Origin of the sequence: Nocardiopsis protaetiae, from assembly GCF_045446735.1 — a bacterium.
Lineage (GTDB): Bacteria > Actinomycetota > Actinomycetes > Streptosporangiales > Streptosporangiaceae > Nocardiopsis > Nocardiopsis protaetiae.
Window position 1 is genome coordinate 1 of sequence record NZ_JBJJBV010000361.1, and the last position, 5,656, is coordinate 5,656.

Below are 5,656 nucleotides of genomic sequence, written 5' to 3' on the forward strand. Positions count from 1 at the left end.
CGATCGTCAAGACGCTGCGCCCGCTGCGCACCGCGACGATCAGCCTCGGTGGCCAGAGGATCCAAGCGCCGCCGCGGATCCCCGACGAGGCCCAACAGATGCTGGATACGCTCGCCCGAGGTGGTCACTAAAGGCGATGCAACTCAGGCCACCCACGCCCCGCACCACGCGCCCAAGGAGTGGGCCGACAAGTACCGCGGGCACTTCGACCAGGGCTGGGACCGGCTCCGCGAGGAGACCCTGGCCCGGCAGAAGGAGCTGGGGGTCGTGCCCGCCGACTGCGAGCTGACCGAGAGGGCGGAGGGCATCCCTGCCTGGGACGACGTCGACGACGACCTCAAGCCCGTGCTGGCCCGCCAGATGGAGGTGTACGCCGGCTACCTGGAGTACGCCGACCACCACGTGGGGCGGCTCATCGATGCCATCGACCACCTCGGGGCCCTGGACGACACCCTGGTGTACTACATCATCGGTGACAACGGCGCCTCCGCCGAGGGCACCATGTACGGCACCACCAACGAGATGATCCTGATCAACCACCGCCAGGACGTGGAGACGCCCGAGTACCTGCGGTCCAAGATCGACGAGCTGGGCGGGCCCACCACCTACAACCACTACGCCATCGGCTGGGCGCACGCGATGGACGCCCCGTTCCAGTGGACCAAGCAGGCCGCCTCGCACTGGGGCGGCACCCGCAACGGCACCATCGTGCACTGGCCCGGCGGGATCAAGGCCAAGGGGCAGATCCGCTCCCAGTTCTCGCACGTCATCGACGTGGCGCCGACGATCCTGGAGGCGGCGGGCATCCCCGAGCCCACCCAGGTGCACGGGGTCACCCAGGAGCCGATGCACGGCACCGCGATGACGTACTCCTTCGAGGACGGGGACGCGCCCGAACGCCACGAGACCCAGTACTTCGAGATGGTCTGCAACCGGGGCATCTACCACAGGGGCTGGTCCGCGGTGACGCTGCACAAGATCCCGTGGCTGGGCGTGGACGAGATGGGCAACCCCGAGCTGGACGACGACGCCTGGGAGCTCTACGACGGGAGCACCGACTACTCCCAGGCCCGCAACCTGGCCGAGGAGCACCCGGAGAAGCTGTGCGAGCTCCAGCGGCTGTTCCTGCTGGAGGCCCGCAGGTACAACGCGCTGCCGTTGGACGACCGGTCGGCCGAGCGCTTCAACGCCGACCTGGCCGGGCGGCCCCAGCTGATCCAGGGCACCTCCCAGATACTCTACCCGGGCATGGTGCGGCTGTCGGAGAACTCCGTTCTCGGCCTCAAGAACAAGTCGTACTCGGTGACGGCGGAGGTGGACGTCCCCGACGGGGTCGAGGGCGTCATCGTCGCCCAGGGCGGCCGGTTCGGCGGGTGGAGCCTCTACTGCAAGGACGGGCACCTGAAGTACTGCTACAACCTGCTGGACATCGAGCACTACACCACCGCCACCGACGCGCCGCTGCCGCCCGGCAAGCATCAGGTGCGCATGGAGCTCGCCTACGACGGCGGCGGGCTGGCCAAGGGCGGCACCGTCACCCTGTACGTCGACGGGGACGCGGCCGGGAGCGGGCGGGTGGACAGCACCGAGCCGTTCACGTTCTCCATGGACGAGACCACCGACGTCGGCGGTGACAGCGGCTCCCCGGTCTCGGAGGAGTACGGGGCGGGGGACAACCGCTTCACCGGCACCATCGACTGGGTGCGGCTGGACACCGGTGACGACGGCCACGACCACCTGATCGACCCCGACCACCTGTACCGGATCGCGATGACCAAGCAGTAGGGGCCGGGGCGGCGCGGGCGCCGGGGCGGGCGCTAGTCGTTGACCAGCAGGATTTTGCCGAAGTGCCCGCCCGCCTCCAGCAGGCGGTGCGCCTCGGCGGCCTCGGACATGGGCAGGGTGCGCTCGATGATCGGCGCGACGGCCCCGCCGCCGACCAGCGGCCAGACCTCCTGCTGGACCCCGGCCACGATGGCGGCCTTCTGCTCCGGGGAGCGCGAGCGCAGGGTGGTGCCGTGCACCGAGAGGCGCTTGAACAGGACGTCGGCCAGGTTGATCGGCGCCTCCAGGCCGTTCTGGAGGCCGATGACGACCAGGCGGCCGTCGGTGGCCAGGGTGCGGATGTTGCGCTCGAAGTAGCTCCCGCCGATGATGTCGAGGATCACGTCGTAGGGGCCGTGGTCGGCGAAGTCCTCGGTGCGGTAGTCGATCACCACGTCGGCGCCCAGCTCCCGCACGCGGGCGGCCTGCTCGGGGCCGCCGACGGTGGTGACGACGCGGGCGCCCCGGGCCTTGGCGATCTGGACCGCCATGGAGCCGACGCCCCCGGCCCCGCCGTGCACGAGGAGGGTCTCGTCCTCGGCCAGGTGCGCGGTCATGAAGACGTTGGACCACACGGTGGCGACCGCCTCGGGCAGGGCCGCGGCCTCGACCAGGCCCACCCCCGCGGGGATGGTGAGGAGCTGTCCGGCGGGGACGGCGACCTTCTGGGCGTAGCCGCCGCCGGTGAGCAGCGCGGCGACCTCGTCGCCGACCTCCCAGCCGGTCACGCCGGGGCCGATCTCGCTGATGCGGCCGGAGACCTCCAGACCCGGGTAGGGGGAGGCGCCCTCGGGCACGGGGTAGAGGCCGATCCGCTGGACGGCGTCGGCCCGGTTGAGGGCGGTGGCCGCCACGTCGACGACGACCTCGCCGGGGGCGGGGGCCGGGTCCTCGACGTCGGTCCACTCCAGGACCTCGGGGCCGCCGAACTCCTTGATGGTGATCGCCTTCATGACATCTCCTCCGTGGCCGGAAAGCTCAATGTGTTCACTGCTTACATTAGAAGCAGAAGTGTGCACTGTCAACATTGGATCACGATCCCGGCCGGTGGTCTGCGCTCCGCCGCGCCCCGCGACACCATTGGCCGGAACTGGTCGCCGAATTAATGTGAGCGCTGTAAACACATCGGGGGAGGGCAGAACGATGACGAGCGTGCTCTACGTGATCACCGCGGCGGACCGCTGGACGCTGAACGACGGGACGGTCCACCCCTCCGGCTACTGGGCCGAGGAGGTCGCCGTCCCGCACCGGATCTTCAGCGAGGCCGGGTGGGACATCACCATCGCGACCCCCGGCGGCAAGGCCCCCACCCTGGACCGCCTCAGCCTGGGCCTGGCCGGCGGGACCCCGGGCAAGCGACGCGCGATCGAGGCCTACCTGGAGGAGATCAAGGACGCCCTCGACCACCCGGTCGCGCTCGACTCCGTCGACGCCGCCGACTTCGACCTGGTCTTCTACCCCGGCGGCCACGGGCCCATGGAGGACCTCGCCTACGACGCGACCTCCGGTGCCCTGCTGGCCGACCGGCTGGCCTCGGGGCGCCCTCTCGCGCTGCTGTGCCACGCGCCGGCGGCGGTCCTGGCCGCCACCGGCCCCGACGGCGCCTCGCCCTTCGCTGGCCGCCGGATGACGGGGCTGTCCAACCGCGAGGAGCTGCTCAACCGGTTCGCCAGGAAGGCGCCCTGGCTGCTGGAGGACCGGCTCAAGGAGGCGGGCGTGGAGTACTCCAAGGGCCTGGTCCCGCTGCGCCCGCACATCGTGGTCGACGGGAACCTCTACACCGGGCAGAACCCGCAGTCCTCGGAGCGGCTGGCCGAGCGGCTGGTCGCCGACATCACCGCCGCGTCCGCGCGCTGACCCCCGCGTCAGCGGCCGGCCCGGTGCGCGGCGCCCCGGGCCGCCGCGCCGCGCGGTGCGGACAGCCAGGCGCGGTAGCGGCGCAGCGCCTTGCGGTCCCCGATCCGCTGCGCGAGCAGGGCGTACGTCGGCAGGACGCCGGGCCGGGTGGACCTCCCGCGGGCGATGCGCCGCAGCTGGTGGCGGACCTGGGCCATGCCCGCGGCCGAGGCCAGCGCCTTGTTCGACCAGGTCACCGGCCGCATCGACCGGTCGGCCTCGCGGCGGTCCCGCCAGCGCAGGGGCAGGTCCGGGGTGACGGACAGGGCGGTGCCCATCCCCACGACCGCCACGCCGCCCGCGATGACCTCCTCGGCGGTGTCCCGCCGGGTCACCCCGCCGGTGAGCATCAGCGGCAGCGGGCTGGTCGCCACCAGGTCCCGGGCCAGGTCCAGGAAGTAGGCCTCCCGGGCCCGGGTGCGCCCGTCGGCGGAGCGTCCGGTCATCGCCGGGCTCTCGTAGCTGCCGCCGGACAGCTCCACCAGGTCGACGCCGAGGGGTTCGAGCATCGCGATCACCCGCCGCGCGTCGTCCACGTCGAACCCGCCGCGCTGGAAGTCGGCGGAGTTGAGCTTGACCGCCACCGCGAAGGACGGCGCGACGGCGGCCCGGATCGCGCGGACCGTGTCCAGCAGCATCCGCGCCCGGTTCTCCAGCGACCCGCCCCAGGCGTCGGTGCGCTTGTTGACCAGCGGGGACAGGAACTGCGACAGCAGGTAGCCGTGCGCGGCGTGGACCTCCACCCCGTCGAACCCGGCCTGCTCGGCGCGCGCCGCGGTGACCGCGAACCGCTCCACGGTGGCCTCGATCTGCTCGGGGGTCATGGCGGTGGGGCGGCCGAAGTTCTTGCTGAGCCTGCCCAGTTCGACGCCCACCGCGGACGGGCCCCACACGACACCGGGCATGTCGGCCTGCATCTGGCGGCCGGGGTGGTTGATCTGCATCCACACCGCGGAGCCGCCGGACTTGGCCGCCCGCGCCCACCGGGTGAACGGCTCCAGCGGGGCGGCCCCGTCGAGCACGACGCCGCCGGGCCCGGTGAGCGCCTCGGCGTGGACCATGACGTTGCCGGTGATGAGCAGGCCGGTGCCGCCCGCCGACCAGCGCCGGTACAGCTCCGTCAGCCGGTGGTCGGGCAGCTGGCCCGGCCCCGCCATGTTCTCCTCCATGGCCGCCTTGGCGATCCGGTTGGGCAGCACCGATCCCGAGCGCAGGTGCAGGGGGGAGTACAATCCGCCGGTCATCACAGTCCCTCTTCCGTCGAGTTCGCATATCATGTGTGCATTGCTCACATTAAGAGGGGAATGTGGGCACTGCAAACATCGGGGAGCGTGATCCGTGTCGCAAACGAGCACCAAGTACCACCACGGCGACCTGCGTGCCGCCTGCCTGCGCGCCGCCCGGGAGCTGCTCGAAGAGGACGGCGGGGCCGCGCTGTCCCTGCGGGCGGTGGCCCGGCGGGCCGGGGTGTCGGCGACGGCCCCCTACCGCCACTTCGAGGACCGCGACGCGCTCGTCTCCGCGGTCGCCGCGCAGGGCTACCTCGAACTCGCCGAGTACCTGTCCGCGGCTCACCCGTCGCCCCGGACACCGGACGACCTGGCCGAGATCGCCATCGCCTACGTCCGCTTCGCGCTGGAGCGCCCGGCGATGTTCCGGGTGATGTTCGCCGAGCCCTGCGACCCGGACAACGAGGAGCGGATCGCCGCGACCGCCGCCATCTGGGAGTACGTCCAGGGCATCGTCCACGGGGTCTTCCCCGGGGTCGACCCCGAGGCCCTCTCCGTCGGCGTGTGGTCCCTCGTCCACGGCCTGGCCTTCCTGTACCTGGACGGCAAGCTCGACGCCGCCGACCCCGACCGGGTCGCCGACGGGATCCGCACCACCGTCCGGGCGCTGCTCGCCGCCGGGTCCGTGGCCCGGGCATGACGAGAGG

At 72.0% G+C, this 5,656-nt stretch carries 5 protein-coding genes; 3 read left to right on the forward strand and 2 right to left on the reverse strand.

Annotated features, from left to right (window positions below; genetic code table 11):
- Window positions 1-120 precede the first annotated feature (120 nt).
- Window positions 121-1,785 carry a sulfatase-like hydrolase/transferase gene (locus tag ACJOT3_RS31865; RefSeq protein ID WP_406976845.1) on the forward strand — a complete coding sequence of 555 codons (1,665 nt, stop codon included), beginning with the start codon at window positions 121-123 and terminating at the stop codon, window positions 1,783-1,785.
- Between the two features lie 32 nt (window positions 1,786-1,817).
- Here the strand turns inward: ACJOT3_RS31865 and ACJOT3_RS31870 are convergent, their stop codons facing one another.
- Window positions 1,818-2,777: an NAD(P)H-quinone oxidoreductase gene (locus ACJOT3_RS31870; protein WP_406976846.1), complete on the reverse strand. Its 960-nt coding sequence runs from the start codon at window positions 2,775-2,777 to the stop codon at window positions 1,818-1,820.
- 190 nt (window positions 2,778-2,967) lie between these two features.
- Between ACJOT3_RS31870 and ACJOT3_RS31875 the strand changes: the two genes are divergently transcribed.
- Entirely contained in the window at window positions 2,968-3,681 is a 714-nt protein-coding gene (locus tag ACJOT3_RS31875) for a type 1 glutamine amidotransferase domain-containing protein (protein WP_406976847.1), read from the forward strand.
- Between the two features lie 8 nt (window positions 3,682-3,689).
- Here the strand turns inward: ACJOT3_RS31875 and ACJOT3_RS31880 are convergent, their stop codons facing one another.
- Window positions 3,690-4,964 (reverse strand): NADH:flavin oxidoreductase/NADH oxidase family protein, encoded by a 1,275-nt coding sequence (locus tag ACJOT3_RS31880; RefSeq protein ID WP_406976848.1) that lies wholly within the window; start codon window positions 4,962-4,964, stop codon window positions 3,690-3,692.
- Window positions 4,965-5,058: 94 nt separating this feature from the next.
- On the opposite strand from ACJOT3_RS31880, the gene ACJOT3_RS31885 reads away from it, so the two are divergent.
- On the forward strand, window positions 5,059-5,649 hold the full coding sequence (locus ACJOT3_RS31885) for a TetR/AcrR family transcriptional regulator (protein WP_406976849.1): 591 nt from the start codon (window positions 5,059-5,061) through the stop codon (window positions 5,647-5,649).
- The last annotated feature ends 7 nt before the right edge of the window (window positions 5,650-5,656 follow it).

Excerpts from the sequence above, each read along its gene's own strand:
- ACJOT3_RS31870 (WP_406976846.1), bottom strand. The coding sequence starts at position 2,777 with ATGAAGGCGATCACCATCAAGGAGTTCGGCGGCCCCGAGGTCCTGGAG.
- ACJOT3_RS31875 (WP_406976847.1), top strand. The coding sequence starts at position 2,968 with ATGACGAGCGTGCTCTACGTGATCACCGCGGCGGACCGCTGGACGCTG.
- ACJOT3_RS31880 (WP_406976848.1), bottom strand. The coding sequence starts at position 4,964 with ATGACCGGCGGATTGTACTCCCCCCTGCACCTGCGCTCGGGATCGGTG.